Consider the following 15188-nt stretch of genomic DNA (forward strand, 5'->3'; position numbering starts at 1 on the left):
CACCAGCGGGCCGATTAACTGGCCGTCCGTGGGCAGAAACCAATGGCCATTGACAGACGGCCAGGGCCAGGCGTTTGGCTTCGACGCGGGCGATTCGGATTACAGGGTCGGCGCTGTTTGAGGTCCGCCAGGCTGCAATTGTGGTGATCTGTGCGTCCCGTAGGGATGACCGCGCGTCGATTCCGAGGTCGATACTGCGGAGCAGGGCCGTGAGGGCATTGCGGTTCACGGTGCGCTGATGATCCAGCAGGGACCGGGTGGCCTCCCGTTTGCGGGATTCCTGCGCCGAATCCACCGTAAAATACGGCCACCTGCTCCTCGCCGCCTGAATGGGTCACCCCTTTAGTCCGGGCTAAGCAAAGCAGCGACTTCAGGGGCATCTGGTGCAAGGTGGAACAGCTCCAGATGCCCCTATTAGCCAGTCCGTTATGTGGGAATCATTTCCCTAAATCTCGTTACACGACTTAGTCAAATATTGCAGTTGAGCACATGCGCCAGCATCCCGGCTAGCCTTGCTTGTCGTGGAAATTCCGCCGCCGCCTAACCGTCAGTGCCAGCTGACGGGGCAGCCAAGAACGACTCTACTGCTCATCGAGATCACTTACGGATGAGTTGAGCCGCAACTCTCTGGCCGGCGGTCACGTACCACGGCGACCCTCCGCAGGTAGCGAACCCGCACTCCGTCCCAACAGTCGATAACGCAGCCGGTGAAGGTACGGCAAGATCCCGTAGGTAACGATAGGAACTGTCACCGTCGCCAGCACGAAGGTACGCAGGACTGGGTGCAAATTAGTTAGGCAGTTTTCGAACACGACATTGATTAGAGTCAGAGTCGGAAATACGGCCAGCCAGATCATCAGTGCCAGCTGATGTTTTGTCGGTGGCGCAGGGAGGGTGCCCGGCGTCGAGAGATCTGACACTGTATCTCCTGGAAGTGTTGTAGTGGCGCTTCACTGGGCATCGCGAGGCACGATCGGGCTGCCTTAGAAGCTCATACCGGAGGACCTACAAAGGAAATCAAAGGCTAACTGTAGCCTACCTCCGCCTCGTGCACCCACGGTGCCATCGGTGTTGTGGGGGCGAAAGCGGCGCACACCGAGTGCCTGTAGCGCCGAGATCGTCGTGGTAGCTGCCGGCACGCCAGCAACTTCGCTGAGGCGGGCAGACATCTCCTGATTGAAGCCAGGATCGCCATTCATGCTGCCTGCCGAGCAGGAGAAGAGGATGAGGTCCACACCAGCGTCCCGCAGAGCCTCGGCAGGCGCAATGTCTTGTAGCGCTTCGAACTCCTCGACCGACATGCCGACGCTAAAATCCACTTCAGCCGCAAGGCGAAGACGGAGGTCGTCTTCGCCTCACGGTGTTTACCGAAGAGACAATTACGCCTACACGCTGACGTGCGCTCATTTTGCACTCCATCGGCTGGCCTCTGTTGTGGGGCCTATAGTGTCAGGTGTGTGCTTGCCACACTGCGCTGTGTCACACAGAGCGAGACGCGAGACAGCCAACCCCTATGTCCACCAAAACCTCAACAAAGGTGTTGCGGGCCATGAGCGTTCTAGAGGCGCTGGCTCGAGCCGACCACGCAACCGTCCGGTCGCTGGCCAGCGCAACGGGCGACTCGATCTCATCGACCCATCGCTTGCTTCTCAGCCTGAAGGCAGCGGGCATGGTTGTGGACAACGCAAGCTCTGGGTATCGGCTCGCTCCTCGGGCGCTATCCCTCGCATTGAGGGTGCCGATCTACCGAGCGCTGCACGAGCGGGCGCCGGTTGCCTTGCAAGCTGTAAGCCATCTTGGCTTGCCCCCAGTCCTGGCTTTGCGGGATGACATGAGCGTGTTCTATCTGCTCAGCTCGGGCCCAGGAGGGCAGCGACCGCCGTCGCGGCCAGGTGACATCCGACCCATGCACTGCACGGCGAGCGGAAAATGTTGCTCGCACACAGCGCACAGGATGGCGTCGGCGCGGTCGTGGAGGCAGGATTGATCTACCGAACTGCCAAACAATGGTTACTTCGACGAGGCTCAACGATGAGTTGGAGAGTGTCCGAATGTCCGGCGTTGGCTATCAGGGCTAGGGCGAACCCGAACGGCCATCTGCGCTGAGCGCGGTAAGCGGCCGGTATTGCCAGAAGGGCGGCGAGGCCCAGCAGGATGTGGACCAGGATTTCGATGAACCAAAACCGGGAGTAGTTGGTCCATCCTTCCGGGCCCAGCAGGGGGTTCAGCAGGAAGACATTGGCCCAAGGTATAGGTATCGGTCACGGCGAAGGTGAAGCCGATGACCGCGACGCTGGGCACGACGATCCGGGCAGCGCTGCGCAGTTGCCTCCGGAGCCGGGTACGGCGGTTTCCGGTCAGCTGGAAGCGGGCAAAAGTTATAACCGGCAACGGCGATGAGTACGTGGGCGGTGCCTTCCTAGTCGAAGAAACCAATGCGCGTGGAGACGATGAAGATGATGGCAATGGCGCGGAGGACGATGCCCGTTTCCATCGGGGCAAGTAGCCGCCGGTGCCAGCCCCGCGGCGCTCGCCCGGCGGGACTGATTCGTCGGCTTGCAAACGCAGACGCGGCCGCGGCCGGTGTGCTCTGCGCGCGGTGCGGGGCAGGCGCAAGTTCACAGACCGGCATGGTGCCAGTCCTGCGGAATGATCCCAAGTGCGCGCTCCAGCCTGACCGACGCTGCCACGTAGGACAGTGAGTCACCGTCCAGGGAAACGAAGGTGTCCGTGTCGGCGATGTTTTCCTGTTCAAGGACCTCTGCGAAGATCCTCCGCACGTAAGCCGGGTATGCCGCTGGTTCAGCTGCAATGGGCGTGGCGCCGGCACGGTCATTCTTCCGGGATGCCAGGGCCAGGACGGCGGGGTAGTCCGGTTTTCCGTTGGTGAGCCGCGGTATGGATTTCACGGGATGAAGCTGAATCGCCGAGCGTGGCAGGCCCAAATCCTGGGCGAGGGTTTTGGCCACCAGTGCAAGGTCATGCTGGCCTTCCACCGCGGCCAGGAGGTGGCTGTTCACCACACTCATCCCGTAGCAGTAGGAGAAGGGGAGCGTGGTGGCCGCGGTGTCGCCGGGGCGCAGGTGCAGGTACTGGGCTATTGCTGAGGCGTTGGCCTGCACGGCCTCGGCGGACAGACGTACGAGTTTCGGTGAGCCGGTGGATCCGGAGGTGCTCAGCAGGAGCGCCAGCTCCGGGTGCAGCTCATGCCGGGTTTCCTCCCTCCGCACGTCCACGACGGCCTCGCCCCCGGATGCGCGGACCACGATGTCCGGATCGTACGCGGCAATCAGGGTCGCAGCGGCCGTCCCGCCGGCTGCGGGCAGGATCAGCAATGGATTGCCGGAGGACAGGGCGGCTAGGTAGACCATCAGGGACGGCAGGGAATTCTCGGCCTCCAGGGCGATCAGCAGGTAAACCCTAACTCAAATGGACTTGTCTTAGACCGCTGTAGGCTACGCCAAGGACTGCTTCCTCGCTACTGCCCAGGAGGGACAACACCCCCAGCGCGGTCGGGCCGGTGCAGCCTTCCAGCCGCGCTTCCAGCGCGGCCCGGCCAGCACGACCTGCAGCGTCGCCCCTCTGCAGGCCGATAGTTAGCCTTCGTCAAGCTACCGTTGGCGGCGGGGGAGAGGTCATGAGCCCAGGTTCGATGCTCACTGACCCAACTGTACGCAAAAATCTCTCATCTAATGAGAGGTTACGTTGCTACGCCGCGCCTTGGCGCACAATCGCCCGCTAGGGATGATCGGTATCAGGTCGACGAAGGATTAGTTTGACCTGCGGAAACTTCCGAAAAGCAGATCGAGACGAGTCCTCTCATCTACTTCTACTCGTCCCACTCAAGAGCCGATAATGGATATTCTGTAAAGCAAGAGCCGAGAAGGCACTCCCCGCGCGCCGGCAACTGGTCTCCTGCAGCCCCCTAAGACGTCGCCATCTGTCAGGAATTAGGCAACGGCCATGCCGACTAGACCCCAAGCGTGCGAGTTGACTCGTAGTGCCCAGTGTCTAGGGAGCTATCGTGGTGCTCACAACTTATGTACACAGGGCAGAGCGCGTCATTTGCGCCGCGCCTTGCTGGGCACGACACCCACAGGGTTGCCGGGGCCGGCATAAGGTCACCGCTTATACGTAGGATGATATTAGTCCGCAGCTTATATTCGTTGTCTAACCCTTGTGAACAAAGTTCAGGTAGAGGACCGCGATGGCAGAAAGTGTCCAGCTCGCGAGGCTCCCCACTAGAAACTCCTCCGCCTTCGAGCCGGAACCCCGGTCTTCTGAGATCTCGGGGAAACGGACGATGCCTTTCGCTGCCGCCAATGCCGCGATAATCTGCGGGGCGCCGGCGAATGCAAGTACGACGATAAGTAAGCGCTCGATCGGGCCGATGAGCCGGCCGCCTTTTAGCTCGGGGCCTCGTTTCGGCTTTTCTCCGGCGCGTACGCTTGCCACTTTGACGCTGCTGATGAACAGTTCCCACTTGTTCTTGGACTCCGCACTGGTTGCTTCGGTTTCCGTGCTGGCGCTGGCTGCCTTTGACGCGTCTTCCTCGTGGGCGCGTCCCAGCGCTGCAAGCGTGACGTTGTTAGCACTCTTCAAAAGAAAGAAGCCCGCAGCTATCGCCGCCAGCACGGTTTCAAGAGAAATGGACGCTGCCGATTTTAGAACTGCAGCCGAGTGAGCGTCTACAAGGAATCCCTTGGCCGTTTCAGGCGTTCGGTCGTAGGCCGTGATGACAAAGACGAGAACGAACAACGAGATGGGTGGCCAGAGCCTGGGGGCGGGCACGCCCGAATCGCCATTGTCCTTGGGCGTCGATTTTGAGGGGCGCGTGGCCCACACCCAACACAAGGCAATCACTGCGCAGGCGGCGGCTATTAGCGGCTCAAACCCCAACCCGATGACTGCCAGCGCCGCTATAGTCCCCAGAAGCACGAGCCGGAGCATTAGGGACCGCCAGCGGCGTCCCACTATGAAATCAACTAGGCCCACCATCAGAAGAAGAATGGAGCCAATCACTGGATCTCGCCTTTCAGCAGTTCATGCTGGGCTGCCACAAGAGCCGCTCCCCCCGACCGCCGTAAGCTCTGCGAGACCGCAGACTGAGTGATCTGCTCCTGTTCTGCCAGTTCGGATTGTGTATATCCGTAAAGGGAGCCTGCAGTTAGCCGACGATCGCGCGGGCGCATTGAGCTGATGGATGCGTCTCGGAGCAGCAAAAAACTGTTGACCAGCGCCATTGCACTGACTTCCCTGGGGGTATTGGATATGAACCACGAGCGAAGATAAGGTTCTCCGCCATGCTCTCGTCGGTGCGTCTCCTCGATCGCTCTTCGTGCATTCCACCATGCCGATCCATCTTGGATAGCCCCTGGGGCCTGCTCATCAACGTCGACTGTTTCCCCCCGCCCCAATCCGAATCTGCAGTCCACATCGTCGGGTAGTGATAGACGGACTTGTGTTGTCGCTAGAAGAGCGTGACCCAGTGTTGGGAATATGGCCTGGAATTCGTCTCCGACAGTAGGCCAAAGAGGCCGGAGGGGTCGGTGCACCCGCAAGGCGTCTTCAAACGTGGTGCGGATGGACCTTTGGGCACCGACGCGATCTTTGAGCTTCCGAGACTCCACAATGTCCACGATGAGAGCTATGACGAGACCTGACATTCCATTAGCCTATAGCTTATTCCTCGGGGTGTATAAGTTCTTAGCGGTGAATCGATGAGCCGCCACGATAACGACCGTATGACGGGCTACGTCCAAATTGCAGATTCTGTCTGCTGAGTGTGTGGGCGGCTCAACTTGCCGGATCAACAAGTCGACGAGGCCTCCGCAGTTGACCCGACAGGTAGTGAGATCTAGTGAGGGTCCACCACGACAAGTTTTCGCTGCTTCCTGCCACTGCCAGCCGCTATTACCGATTCGAGCTGCTCTAACGGAAAGCGGCTAGATGTTGCAATCTCTTCAAGGGAAATGGCCTCGGAGAGGAGTAGATCTTTGGCCTTTTCTAGAAGAGATGGTGACTCTGGTGGGCCAAGTGGTCCAGGTTCGGGTAGTCCCATCGTTGATAGTTGGATGTTTGCCCTGCGGTAGAGTGCATCTGACCATAAGCCGAGCCGATTGGCTCGGAAGCAGAGAGCTCTGAGGCTAACTCCCCATTTTTTCTTTGCTTGCTGAAGTGTTTCCCAATCGAGCCGTTTGGGCAGGTCCGGGATGATCTCTTCTTCTGGCATTAAGAAGGCGGCCGCGAAGCCATGCGCTTGATTCTCGACGAGCTTGGAACCAGGTCCGACTCCTTCGTGCATCACAAGGTGGCCTACTTCGTGCGCTGCATCAAAGCGGCTTCGTGCTTTGTCGTCCTTCTGTGGAGAGAGGAGGATGAGCGGACGTTCACCCGCGTTGGTAGAGAAGGCGTCGACGGCCGAGTCGATGAAGTTGGGAAGCCTTAGAGCGATGATTCCATTCGCTTCAACGAGTCGCACCATGTTGGCTATTGGCCCGGAAGGAACGCCCCACGATTTGCGGACCTCGGCGGCAGCGGCAGAGATTTCCGAGCTACTTGGCGTTTCCGGCAGGAAAGCGGCTGGCAAGTTGACTTCCGGCAATTCGACGTATTGTTCAAGCACGTCAATCACGGCCAAACCCGTTTCGGCAAAGGCTAGGGCTTGGTCGCGCGTGAGGGCGGGCGTAGCGCGAAGAGATCGAAAATGCGCTTCCGTGGCTGGCACTTGGGTGATGGGTCGTCCCATCCGCAGATACTCGGTAGGTACACCGAGCGCGAGGGCCAGTTGTCCCAGGACCGTACGTGTGGGGCGGCTTTGTCCCTTCTCGAATTGGGTTACGGCGGCTGGTGTGATGCCCGCGTTCGAGGCAAGGGTGGTTCGCTGGAGGCGCTTGAGTCGTCGCGCCACGGCCAGCCTTTGCCCATCGAAGTCGACCACAGCGCCGTCGGCACGTCGTCGTCGTGCTGCCGTGAGCTGGTCGGATTCGCTGGTCATTTCGATTCCTCTTTAGACGGCTTGATCTTCAGCCGGACCTTTGGCGTCGGCTCTTCGAGCGCGTCAAAGTCGGCTGAGTCCGTTGGCTGTATCGATGAGGGGTCGGGCAACATCATGTCCTCGTCGGTTTCGTCCAGCCACAAAGGGCGGCTTACTGCAATCCATGGACTAGGGCCTATCACCGGAATGCCCAGCCAGCCAGCTGTTAGTCCCGTGGATTCTTGCCCGCTCCACACCAAGAACACATCAGAGTAGGCATGAACTGCAGAACGGGTGTTCTGGTCGACGGCTGCTAGATCGAACAGAGACTCCTGGCCTGAACTACTTGCTTGAGTGGGCGTGAACGCGGCGTTCCGCAGTGCCGCATTCAATCTCGTCAAGCTGTTGCTGTCCCATTTGAAGTCGCGTTCCCATAAGGGAGTCCTGCTTCCGCTGCGCGGCGCCTTGAGGATATGGAGATTCACACCCCCTGCTGTGATTAGCAGCGAGCCGTCAGGTTCGGATGCCCTGGCTCGGGTCGCCCCCCAAGCACCTTCCCCCGCTTGAAATGCTTTCAAAGCCCTTTGACGAATATTGTGCGCGGACAAGATGCCGAACGCGCCGGCGGTGTCCCCAAGAGCGGCCGGTTCATAGCGATCCATGTTGATGGCCCAGACATCACTGATCGTCTTGTGAAGCCAGTCCAGCAGTTCCGACTCCCTGAACTTGTCTGTGAGTGAGTCAAGAAACTCAAGTCCGCCTGCGTTCCATGGGTACATGCAACAAGTAAAGCACACAGCATCAATAGCCATTTCGGAGCCAGAAAAATTAGCTGAACATGCTTTCTGTGCGGAGAAATTAAGCAAAACCCTTGCTTCTTCGACTTTTCTCGCTTATGGTTGCCGGAGGGCAGCGGAAGACTGCCGGGTCTGGTTCAAGATGAAGGACGGGTTATGGGGACTAACAGGCGGATTGTGCAGAAACGCGATGACGGCACGTTCGAAGTCAAAAAACCGGAGTCCACACGGGCGTCTGCTGTAGCCAGAACACAAGGTGAAGCGATAGTTCGGGCTCGGCAATTCCTGTCAAAAGACGGGGGAGGGGAGCTCCAGGTCAGAGGCCTCAACGGCCAGATTCGGAAGCAGGACACGATCAGCCCTGCCAACGACCCTCGTTCTACCAAGGGCTGAAACAGGTGCCAGTGCCGGCGAGTGAAGAAAGCCGGATGTCCCTGTATCGACTCACGGGGCTCGTCTCGTCAGTAGATGCGATCCGAGAAAAATACGTGGAAGGCTTCCACGGTGAGACAGTGCACGTAGGCGACCGTTCGGCCCTGCTTTTCTCCGGTAGGACCGAGGAAAAGGACGTGGGCTGGGGCCCCAACCTTCACAGCCTGAGCGGCAAGGCAGTCAGCCTGAAAAGCTCTGTTCCTGCTGCGGTACTCCTGATCCCCGACGAGCAGCCGAGCGTCTCGCACAGCAGACAGGACGAGGCCGCAGCAGTAGAGGCCGCTGCGGACGACGGTGTTGTCTGGGCAGTTACGTTTGGCATGGGATTCCAGCTCCTTGATCAGCGATACGTTGATAACGGCTTCGGTCAGCGCATAGCTATACGCTGTGCTGACCAAACCAGGCTGAACTCCCTCACCAAAGTAACTCTCGATGAAAGAGCCAAGACAGAGCGATCATCAATCCCGTCGGGGGCGTCACTGCGGAGCTTTGGCTTTGAAGACATCGGCGAACTCGCCACGCGCCTCGTGGCCTCCGGCAACGTGCAAGGCGTAGGCAACCCCCTGAAGCCCGTCACTATCCGCGGCGCCGATGCCCTCAGCCTGCCGCTGTCTAAGAAGCCCGAGGCCTTTCTCCAAGACCTGGAGAGCATCAAGAAGACACTGGAGCTCCCACCTGTGAGTGAGGAGCTGGGCTTCTTGGAGAAACTGACGCTCATTAAAGACAAGGAGCTGATTACGACCCTCGACGAAGACTTGCTCGAGGCCATCATTGACTCCGACGGTAAGCGGCTTGGCCTGGCATGGCCTCACGAAACCATTGACGAATTCGGCATGCCCCAGGCATACAAGCTTGTCGGCACGTCGGAACGATCCCCTCGAGACGGACTTCCTACACTCGATGCCCTGCTGGAGCCTGTTCGCAAGGCGCCCCCAGCTCGCCGGAAGCAAAAGTTCGACAGCCTTGCCGTCATCCTTTTGGAAAACGCGGATGAGCAGCTGGCCAGCGGCAAGCTGCCCGTACGGAAATGGATATCGTACGAAACTGACAGAGACGGCCGGAAGTACTTTCTCCATGGGGGACGGTGGTACATCATGGAACAGGACTACGCCGAAACTGTCCGGAAACGGACCGTGGAGATCTTCAACAGGGCTTCGCCGCTGCCAGCGCTCCCAGCGTGGACGACTAAATCCGGGGACGAGTTGGCCTACAACCAGGAGCTTGCCGAACTTACCGGCGGTCTGTGCCTTGATCGTCAGTTGATCCAAGGCGACACGCGCAAGGGAAGGATTGAGGCCTGCGACGTGCTCCTTAAAGATGGAACATTCATCCACGTTAAGCACGCGGATTCGTCATCACCAGCAAGCCACCTACTCGCCCAAGCGTTGGTGTCCACTGAAGTCCTGACCTACGACAAGACGGCAAGGCAGAGCCTCGCAGCCAGGATCGAACAACAAGGCGCCGATCCGGCTGACTACCAGCTCATGCCGAAGCAGGTGGTTATCGTTATGGCCAAAACGGGAAAACTGCTGGACGCAGACTCCCTCTACACCTTTACTCAGGTCAATCTTGGGCGGCAGGACCGGGCACTCGCTTCACGAAGCGTCGATGTATTTCTGGTCCCCATCATCAAAGAGGATAAATAGGAAAGCCGTCGGCAACTGAATCTGCGGGGTTTCTCTGGCAGACAGCGCAGGCCAACGTACGCGGAATAGCGTTAAATAACACTCTGGATCACAGGGGAGGGCGGGGTAATCAATGCCGTACTGCCGGATCGCTCGGGCCAGCATCGTGGGGCCCGGACATAGGGTGGTTACTCCAGCCAGGAATGGCGTAGGTACTGGTAGACCGTTTCCCTGCTGATCCCGTACTCGCGGGCCAATGTGACTTTCGAGACCCCAGTGCCGGCGCGCTCCACCATTTCAGCGGCCCGTTCCGGTGAGAGTGTTTTCTTCCGTCCCTTGTAAGCTCCGCGCTGTTTGGCGAGGGCAATTCCTTCCCGTTGCCGCTCCCTGATCAATGAGCGTTCGAACTCTGCGAATGCTCCCATGACGGAGAGCATTAGGTTGGCCAGCGGTGAGTCCTCGCCGGTGAAGACCAGGTTCTCTTTCAAGAATTCGACGCGTACTCCTCTGCGGGTGAGGCCCTGCACCAGGGCGCGCAGGTCGTCCAGGTTGCGGGCGAGCCGGTCCATGCTGTGCACCACCACGGCATCGCCGTCGCGGGCGAACCGCAAGAGCTCTACGAGCTGGGGCCTGGCGGTGTCCCTGCCGGAAGCTTTGTCGGTGAAAACCCGGTCTAAAACCTGGCCTTCGAGCTGGCGCTTCTCGTTTTGGTCCAGCGAGCTTACGCGCACGTACCCGATGCGTTGACCTGCCATGGCTGCCTCCACCCTTCACCGTGTGGGATTGAGTGTCAGCGCCATTCCTGATGCGCGTCAAGAGCCGCCACGCAGTCAGGCCCGCCTCGCGCCGGGTGGCTCAACTGCCGCAAACCAGGGCCTCGTGTCGCCGGCATTGTCAGCGAATTCTCAGGTTGCAGCTAGACACTGAGGTGAAGCTCCGGTCCAGCCGCTATCTGGCCGGAGCTTCGCCACGCGCGGCCCGGGGGAGTGGCAGGGCCAGAACGGGCCGCACGGTGGTTATCATGTTGCGCCCGGCAACTGCCGTGGCGCCCCAATCGCAATCTTCATCCAGAATCTGATGCGGGAACATGGGTACGGCCGGGGACGTTGCACCCTCGTCCGAAAAGAACCACATCAGGAATGGGAAGTACCAGCAGTGGCAACCGATTACGACGAAGTCCGCTCCGACGTCAAGGAATCCCAGGAGCGTTCGCTGGAAGACCTGCAGTCGGCCAGCGCCCCGGACGCACGAAGCGTCGTCACCGAGCTTGACGAAGCCGACGCCCTCGACGAGGGCCTGACACCCGGCGGCGAGATTGTCTCCGAGGAGCTGATCGTTCAGGTCATCCCGCAAGGCAAGGATGAATTCACCTGCTCGTCCTGCTTCCTGGTCCGGCACCGGTCCCAGCTGGCGCGGGAAAACAATGGACAGTCCTACTGCATCGAATGCGAGGGGTAAAGGGAGCACCCCGGATCCGCAGGTGATCCCTGTCCAGGCCCTCGAGCCGACGGTTGACATAATGCCGGCTGTCGGCCTGAATTGCTGACGGCGGCAGTCCTTCCTAGGGGAGGTCGGGTGCGCTCGAGACGATGTAGTCCGCCGCAGCCGGCCCCGTCATTGACAGGGTATTCGATTCCGGGTCGACGTCCCTGGCGGCGAGGGCATCCCACAGCGCCTCGGCCGACTCCGGCGGGCACCCGCTCAGCGCGCACCAGCTGATATACAGCCCGTAGAGTTCCTCGGCGTCCAGTCCGGTTTCGCTGCCGGGTTCGGTGCTGGTGGATTCCCGGAGAAAGTCGTCAAAATGGCTCATGCCCCGCCTGCTGCTTCCTTTCTGATCCGTACCCGGCACGGGGTGTCCGATCCGTATCCGGCCCGGGGTGCTGGTGTCGTGCGCGGCAGCACCGGATGGTGCTGGTCAGAAACTATCCGCGCGGCATCGGTGGTGTCCATCACCATGCTTCGGAAGCGGGCCGGTGATAAGCTGAAAAGAGCACTCACTTGAAGCTTCAACTTAGTTAGTGGCGCAATGCTTTATCCGTTTTCTCAGGATGCTCAGGTGCGGCGTTGCTTGAGGGCGATGTAGTCAGACATTCTCGTGGCCGATCTCGCGGCGTGTTGGGCGATGATGGCGGGTCTGTAACCGAGTAGATCCATCAGCGTTCGGGCGTCGACTTCTTGGGTGAGGTCGCGCAGTGTTGCGTTTCGGGCTCTCTGGCCATCGATGCCCAGGACTTTGAGTCGTTCGGAAAGGGTCGCCGGGTGGATGTACTGGCCTGCCCGGGTGCCTGGGAACAGCCAGTTAGTGTTCGTGTTAGTGGTGTTCCGGTTCCCGCTTCCCTGGTGCTGGTTCCAGAACATCCCTGTTAGTGCTTCAGGTATTGCGGCGGGAATGGTGCCCAGCTTGAGGAACATGCCCTCGGGGGTGCTCTCGATGTCGGCCCGGCTGAGCATGACGATCTTGTTGATGGGGTGAGCCCAGAGCAGCAGGATGAGGCCTGCAAGGCGTGTCGATGTGATGACGTGGTTGTAATCGAGGCAGTTGCGGACCAGTTCGATGCGTTCCTGTTGGGTGATCATTGGCACGGAATGTGCGGGCCTGAAGGGCACGTCGAGCTTCCCGTAGGGTCTGCGGCCTTGCCGGTTGAGCCAGCGTGCGAAGTTGCGGACATGTTTGTGGGTGCTGGGCCCGATGCTGAGATATTCGTCGATGTGGGCTTGCCTGAGTTCGTCGGCTCCGATGCCATGAGTATTGCGGAGCCAGATGAGAAGTTTGGCGGCTTCGGTGATTTCCTGTTTGGCCGCGTGGGTGACGGTTTCGAGGTTCACTGTTGGGTCTGTGGCTCTGTCGCGGATGCGCTTGAGGTGGTGCCATGTTGCGAAGCGTTCGATGGTTTGGGTTGTTCCATCATCGGGGAGGTCGCTGATTTTGCTGGCAAGCCATTGCTCGAAGCGTACGAGCTTTTCGTTGCCGCGTCCGGGCATGATGCGGTGGTGCATGAGCAGGTAGCGCAGGTGCTCTGCGGCGGTTGACCGGGGGAGCGCGTCAAAGGCTTCGTGTGTCAGCGGGAGAGTTCGGTCGCCTATGGAGCTCAGTAGTTCCCTGGCTCGGGTGCCAGGGCGCATGTAGGTGTAGATGCTTTCGGGCCTGCCGGTTTCGGTGAGGAGGCTGATGAGGCGGTGGAGGCTGAGGTTGTCACCGGGTTTGAGCACCGCGGTGAGGTCGTCCTGGAGAGCGCAGCGGATGCAAAGGCCGGCGCGGAACCTTTCGATTTCACGGTTGCATCGGGTGCAGGTGAGGTCGGTGGTGATGCCCGCGCAGTCGCGGCAGATCGGTTGGTGGTCAGGGGAGCGTCCGGGGAGCATGCGGGTTTCGAGGCAGCGGGGGCATCTGCCGCGAGTGTGGGTGGCTTCCGTGAAGCAGGCTCCGCAGACCGGGCCGTCAGGCCAGCGCACCCGGATCTTAGCCACCATCAGGTTGCACCGGCCGCAGAGATAATCCCCGCTGGAGCGTGGCCGGCCCCGTTTCCTGGAGGTCTGCAGGTAATTGATTGTGGGTGGCCGCGCGGATCCGTTGCCTCCGGTGGCGGGCCGTCCCGGGTTAGCCATCGTCCTCGACGATTCGTGCGCGCACTGGGCGGTATTTGTGCAGGTCAGGGATGTCTTCGCCGGCAGCTTTGCGGTGCCGGATGGTCTTGGCTTCGGTGGCTGAGTAAGTGATGAGGTCGTTGGGTGTTACATCCAGGGCATCACAGAGTGCGACGAGAACCTTGAAGGAGATCCGTTCGGGCTCCTGGGTCACGATCCGCCAAATTGCGTTGGCGGTCAGGGTAATGCCGCGCTCGTGCAGGAGAGCAGCGAGCTCCTTGGCGGTGTGGACCCCTCGACGGGCCATGATCTCGCGGACCCGCCAGGTGTAGGCGATTTCTCGTCTGCTCATGGGTGCTTCCTTTCTGAGGGCAGCGCCAGGGCCGCTTTGATGGTTCGTTCATGCACTTGCTCAAGGGCGAGGCGCTGGTAGTCAGGGGAGGGCAGCGTATACAGGGACGTCGTGTAGGCGTGATCATGGCCCAGTTGCAGCTGCACGAAGGTCAGATCAAATCCTTCGACCGTGCTCAGGTGCGTGGCGTAGGAGCGGCGGAAGGAATGCAGGTCCAGTCCCTTGGGGTATCCCAGCTCATCCAGGAAGTCATGGAGCCGGTCGTTCAGATGCGACTCACTGACGACTTTCCCGCCGCTGGTGGGGAACAGGTCCGTGACTGGATGGCCGTAGCGGGGGAGGCCGTTTCTGATCCAATCGGCCACCATCTCCGCGGACCACTCCCAAACGGTGAGGACGGACCGGACCTTCTTGGCTGAACCCCTGTGCGGCTTGCCCCAGCGCACCAGAACGACGCCATGGTCTCCGAGGTAGGGTGCCTTGCCGTTGCGGGAAAAATCGGACACCTGCAAGCGGCGGAATTCCTCGGAGCGCAGACCCCAGCTGTAGGCAGACTTGAAAGCAATCGCGTCACGCCATGCAGACAAGGCACCCTTGCGGCCCGAGTCCAGGATCCGCACGACCTCGAGATCTGCGAGGTCGAAGAGTTCCTGTAGCTCACGCTGGCTGAAGGGTCGTTTCCCGGGCCGGGCTTCGGTCGGCTGCGAATGCGTCACCCGGTTCAGTTCCGTCACGACCTGGGAGAAGACTCGGCCAAACAGCTTCGCGCTTTGCTCGCACCAGTCGTACTGCGGGCTGCAGGCATAGTCACAGAACAGCTTCACCGCCGCCTGATACCCCCGGACAGTGCCGTGGGCGAGGTTCCTCACGGCCCGGGCGTGGGAAAAATAGTCGTCCGCGTCGCCAAGGCTCCATTCCCACGGATATTTGCCCGAGAAGTCCACGAAGCTCAAGACAACATTGCGCTTGGTGCGGATGGTCCCTGGCGAGAAATCCTGCGCACGCTGCTGGCGTGCCCAGCCATCCAGGACGAGGGCCAGGAACGAGTCTGGATCCGGCGTCTGACCGCCGAAAGGAACATAGAGAACATTCCCGTCATCCCGTGCCATGGTTCGCCTCGCATCATCAAGAACCCTTTGCAATTTTCGCACACAGTTTGCGAGAACCGCAATCGCTCAGGAGTGAAACCGCAGTTCAGAAGGCAAATACGGCGCCCACAATGAGCCCGGAACAGCGGGCACCTTCAGAACCCCGGCAATTCCGCCGTCAAGGCAAAATCGCAGGTCAGCACCGCTTTGGGGGAGGTCCAGCAGGCGTTTCCCACATCCTCACGATGTGCAGGAAAAGCACTTAGAGTCATTACTACTTTACATAAGGTCCATTATCGGCGTTTCTGCACCTGTGATTCAGGGTGTGAT

16 protein-coding genes and 1 pseudogene are annotated in these 15188 nt (G+C 60.1%); 5 read left to right on the forward strand and 12 right to left on the reverse strand.

What is annotated here, in order from left to right; translation table 11 throughout:
• Window positions 1–295 (reverse strand): annotated as a pseudogene (locus tag OCL88_RS19955) (hypothetical protein); the annotation flags it as partial.
• Between the two features lie 688 nt (window positions 296–983).
• Window positions 984–1301 carry a hypothetical protein gene (locus OCL88_RS19960; protein ID WP_264963684.1) on the reverse strand — a complete coding sequence of 106 codons (318 nt, stop codon included), beginning with the start codon at window positions 1299–1301 and terminating at the stop codon, window positions 984–986.
• A gap of 248 nt (window positions 1302–1549) precedes the next feature.
• On the opposite strand from OCL88_RS19960, the gene OCL88_RS21345 reads away from it, so the two are divergent.
• Complete coding sequence (locus tag OCL88_RS21345) at window positions 1550–1987, forward strand: helix-turn-helix domain-containing protein (protein WP_413775473.1); 438 nt, start codon at window positions 1550–1552, stop codon at window positions 1985–1987.
• Between the two features lie 294 nt (window positions 1988–2281).
• On the forward strand, window positions 2282–2506 hold the full coding sequence (locus tag OCL88_RS19965; protein WP_264963685.1) for a hypothetical protein: 225 nt from the start codon (window positions 2282–2284) through the stop codon (window positions 2504–2506).
• Between the two features lie 112 nt (window positions 2507–2618).
• Here the strand turns inward: OCL88_RS19965 and OCL88_RS19970 are convergent, their stop codons facing one another.
• From OCL88_RS19970 to OCL88_RS19985, 5 genes are all read right to left on the reverse strand, one after another.
• Complete coding sequence (locus OCL88_RS19970; protein ID WP_264963686.1) at window positions 2619–3371, reverse strand: non-ribosomal peptide synthetase; 753 nt, start codon at window positions 3369–3371, stop codon at window positions 2619–2621.
• 799 nt (window positions 3372–4170) lie between these two features.
• Window positions 4171–5022: a hypothetical protein gene (locus OCL88_RS19975; RefSeq protein WP_264963687.1), complete on the reverse strand. Its 852-nt coding sequence runs from the start codon at window positions 5020–5022 to the stop codon at window positions 4171–4173.
• Entirely contained in the window at window positions 5019–5666 is a 648-nt protein-coding gene (locus tag OCL88_RS21350; protein WP_413775474.1) for a SatD family protein, read from the reverse strand. Before OCL88_RS21350 ends, OCL88_RS19975 begins: the two co-directional genes overlap by 4 nt.
• Before the next feature lie 191 nt (window positions 5667–5857).
• Window positions 5858–6997: a helix-turn-helix domain-containing protein gene (locus OCL88_RS19980; RefSeq protein WP_264963688.1), complete on the reverse strand. Its 1140-nt coding sequence runs from the start codon at window positions 6995–6997 to the stop codon at window positions 5858–5860.
• On the reverse strand, window positions 6994–7842 hold the full coding sequence (locus tag OCL88_RS19985) for a hypothetical protein (protein WP_264963689.1): 849 nt from the start codon (window positions 7840–7842) through the stop codon (window positions 6994–6996). Before OCL88_RS19985 ends, OCL88_RS19980 begins: the two co-directional genes overlap by 4 nt.
• An 87-nt stretch (window positions 7843–7929) precedes the next feature.
• Between OCL88_RS19985 and OCL88_RS21355 the strand changes: the two genes are divergently transcribed.
• Both OCL88_RS21355 and OCL88_RS19995 read left to right on the forward strand, forming a co-directional pair.
• A complete protein-coding gene (locus OCL88_RS21355) occupies window positions 7930–8166 on the forward strand; it encodes a DUF2188 domain-containing protein (RefSeq protein ID WP_264963690.1) in 237 nt (78 codons plus the stop codon).
• 35 nt (window positions 8167–8201) lie between these two features.
• Window positions 8202–9851: a DUF6119 family protein gene (locus OCL88_RS19995; protein WP_264963691.1), complete on the forward strand. Its 1650-nt coding sequence runs from the start codon at window positions 8202–8204 to the stop codon at window positions 9849–9851.
• Window positions 9852–10018: 167 nt separating this feature from the next.
• Here OCL88_RS19995 and OCL88_RS20000 read toward each other — a convergent pair whose 3' ends face one another.
• Window positions 10019–10585, reverse strand: coding sequence for a recombinase family protein (locus OCL88_RS20000; RefSeq protein ID WP_264963692.1), 567 nt, complete (start codon window positions 10583–10585; stop codon window positions 10019–10021).
• A 400-nt stretch (window positions 10586–10985) separates the two neighbouring features.
• Here OCL88_RS20000 and OCL88_RS20005 point away from each other — a divergent pair, with 400 nt between their 5' ends.
• Window positions 10986–11288 carry a DUF4193 domain-containing protein gene (locus tag OCL88_RS20005; protein WP_264963693.1) on the forward strand — a complete coding sequence of 101 codons (303 nt, stop codon included), beginning with the start codon at window positions 10986–10988 and terminating at the stop codon, window positions 11286–11288.
• Window positions 11289–11391: 103 nt separating this feature from the next.
• Here OCL88_RS20005 and OCL88_RS20010 read toward each other — a convergent pair whose 3' ends face one another.
• From OCL88_RS20010 to OCL88_RS20025, 4 genes are all read right to left on the reverse strand, one after another.
• On the reverse strand, window positions 11392–11643 hold the full coding sequence (locus OCL88_RS20010; protein ID WP_264963694.1) for a hypothetical protein: 252 nt from the start codon (window positions 11641–11643) through the stop codon (window positions 11392–11394).
• A 242-nt stretch (window positions 11644–11885) separates the two neighbouring features.
• On the reverse strand, window positions 11886–13196 hold the full coding sequence (locus tag OCL88_RS20015; protein ID WP_142940342.1) for a hypothetical protein: 1311 nt from the start codon (window positions 13194–13196) through the stop codon (window positions 11886–11888).
• A 235-nt stretch (window positions 13197–13431) separates the two neighbouring features.
• Complete coding sequence (locus OCL88_RS20020) at window positions 13432–13770, reverse strand: helix-turn-helix domain-containing protein (protein ID WP_142940341.1); 339 nt, start codon at window positions 13768–13770, stop codon at window positions 13432–13434.
• Window positions 13767–14879 (reverse strand): tyrosine-type recombinase/integrase, encoded by a 1113-nt coding sequence (locus tag OCL88_RS20025; RefSeq protein ID WP_142940340.1) that lies wholly within the window; start codon window positions 14877–14879, stop codon window positions 13767–13769. The genes OCL88_RS20020 and OCL88_RS20025 overlap by 4 nt, the downstream gene beginning before the upstream one ends.
• Window positions 14880–15188 lie beyond the last annotated feature (309 nt).

This window comes from Paenarthrobacter sp. PAE-2 (genome assembly GCF_026013155.1).
Classification (GTDB): Bacteria; Actinomycetota; Actinomycetes; order Actinomycetales; family Micrococcaceae; genus Arthrobacter; species Arthrobacter ureafaciens.

What these genes read in the sequence shown, in the direction of transcription:
- OCL88_RS19960 (WP_264963684.1), bottom strand. Translation starts at nt 1,301, where the DNA reads ATGTCGGTCGAGGAGTTCGAAGCGCTACAAGACATTGCGCCTGCCGAG.
- OCL88_RS21345 (WP_413775473.1), top strand. Translation starts at nt 1,550, where the DNA reads ATGAGCGTTCTAGAGGCGCTGGCTCGAGCCGACCACGCAACCGTCCGG.
- OCL88_RS19965 (WP_264963685.1), top strand. Translation starts at nt 2,282, where the DNA reads ATGACCGCGACGCTGGGCACGACGATCCGGGCAGCGCTGCGCAGTTGC.
- OCL88_RS19970 (WP_264963686.1), bottom strand. Translation starts at nt 3,371, where the DNA reads ATGGTCTACCTAGCCGCCCTGTCCTCCGGCAATCCATTGCTGATCCTG.
- OCL88_RS21350 (WP_413775474.1), bottom strand. Translation starts at nt 5,666, where the DNA reads ATGTCAGGTCTCGTCATAGCTCTCATCGTGGACATTGTGGAGTCTCGG.
- OCL88_RS19980 (WP_264963688.1), bottom strand. Translation starts at nt 6,997, where the DNA reads ATGACCAGCGAATCCGACCAGCTCACGGCAGCACGACGACGACGTGCC.
- OCL88_RS21355 (WP_264963690.1), top strand. Translation starts at nt 7,930, where the DNA reads ATGGGGACTAACAGGCGGATTGTGCAGAAACGCGATGACGGCACGTTC.
- OCL88_RS19995 (WP_264963691.1), top strand. Translation starts at nt 8,202, where the DNA reads ATGTCCCTGTATCGACTCACGGGGCTCGTCTCGTCAGTAGATGCGATC.
- OCL88_RS20000 (WP_264963692.1), bottom strand. Translation starts at nt 10,585, where the DNA reads ATGGCAGGTCAACGCATCGGGTACGTGCGCGTAAGCTCGCTGGACCAA.
- OCL88_RS20010 (WP_264963694.1), bottom strand. Translation starts at nt 11,643, where the DNA reads ATGAGCCATTTTGACGACTTTCTCCGGGAATCCACCAGCACCGAACCC.
- OCL88_RS20015 (WP_142940342.1), bottom strand. Translation starts at nt 13,196, where the DNA reads ATGCTCCCCGGACGCTCCCCTGACCACCAACCGATCTGCCGCGACTGC.
- OCL88_RS20020 (WP_142940341.1), bottom strand. Translation starts at nt 13,770, where the DNA reads ATGAGCAGACGAGAAATCGCCTACACCTGGCGGGTCCGCGAGATCATG.
- OCL88_RS20025 (WP_142940340.1), bottom strand. Translation starts at nt 14,879, where the DNA reads ATGGCACGGGATGACGGGAATGTTCTCTATGTTCCTTTCGGCGGTCAG.